This window comes from Actinoplanes sp. NPDC051859 (assembly GCF_044452725.1).
GTDB lineage: Bacteria > Actinomycetota > Actinomycetes > Mycobacteriales > Micromonosporaceae > Actinoplanes.
The window spans coordinates 1-1,306 of the sequence record NZ_JBITBX010000043.1; the positions used below are offsets into that span (position 1 = coordinate 1).

The window sequence follows — 1,306 nt, forward strand, 5'->3', positions numbered from 1 at the left end:
GGGGGGGTGTCCCTATGGGTTTCGTCAAGCGGCGAGAGCGTGGTCGCTCGGTCGTGTTTGGTAGGGGCTGCGGTCGCGGAGCATGGCGAATAGGACGTCGACGCGGCGGCGTGCGAGGCATATGAGGGCGGCGTTGTGGCGTTTACCTTGGGCGCGTTTGCGGTCGTAGTAAGCCCGCGACGGCGGGTGTGCCAGGGAAGCGAAAGCGGCGAGGAAGAACGCGCGTTTCAGCTGCTTGTTGCCGCCGCGGGGCGGGTGCTCACCGCGGATGGAAGTGCCGGAGCGGCGGGTGACCGGGGCCAGGCCGGCGTAGGCGGCCAGGTGTCCGGACGTCTTGAAGGCGGTGCCGTCGCCGACTTCGAGCAGGATCCGCGCTGCGGTCCTGACGCCGATGCCGGGCATCGACGTCAGGACCTGGGCAAGAGGGTGAGCATCAAGCATCCCCTCGACCTCGCCGGCGACTTGATCACGCTGCAGCAGAACGTCACGCAGGCTGTCGGCCAGGCGCGGAAGGATTTTCTCCGCCGCGATGGTGCCGGGAACGGTCACGGTCTGCTCGTCGAGTGCGTTCATGATCTGCTCGACGAGGCGTTCGCCCATGCGAGGGGCGTTCTTCGCGGCAATCTCGATCAGCTTGGATCGTCCGGCCTTGCGCAACCCGGCCGGGCCGCCGCACCGCGACAGCAGTTGCAGCACCGCCTTGTGCTGCACTCTCGGCCCGAGAACGCGTTCCAAGGCCGGGTGGATCTGAGTGAGCAGGCCACGGATGCGATTCGCCAGGCGAGTCGCCTCGCCGGCGAGGTCGTCGTCGAAGCCGACTAGGACTTCCAGCTCCGCCAAGGCCTCGTCGCCGACGTCGACCCGTCGCAGCGTGTGCGGCAAGGTCCGGGCGGCGTCCGCGATCACATAGGCGTCGCGGGCGTCGGTCTTGGCCGCACCGGGGTGCAAATCGGCGATCCGGCGCATCGCCAGCCCCGGCAGGTAAGCCACCTCGTGACCGCATCCCCGGGCGACCGCGACAGGCAGGGCGCCGATCGAGGCCGGCTGGTCGACCACCACGAGGACCCGGCCGTGGCGGGCGAGTTTGTCGAACACCTGCCGCAGCTTCGCCTCGCTGTTGATCAGCGCAGCGTCGTGCAGCCGTTTCCCGCGCGGATCCAAGGCGACGGCGTGATGGCCGTCCTTACCGACGTCGAGGCCAAGGAACACCTGGTAATCGCCGTGCACATCGCCTCCCCGCGACAGCCCGCATCCTCGGTCGCCAGTCTGGCGTCGACTGCCGGCAGCCACGTTACGAAGAGACCTA

General features: G+C 68.6%; 1 protein-coding gene. It reads right to left on the minus strand.

The window, feature by feature from the left end; translation table 11 throughout:
- Positions 1-24: 24 nt before the first annotated feature.
- Positions 25-1,227, minus strand: coding sequence for an IS110 family transposase (locus ACIA1L_RS33430; protein WP_396077079.1), 1,203 nt, complete (start codon positions 1,225-1,227; stop codon positions 25-27).
- Between the last annotated feature and the right edge of the window lie 79 nt (positions 1,228-1,306).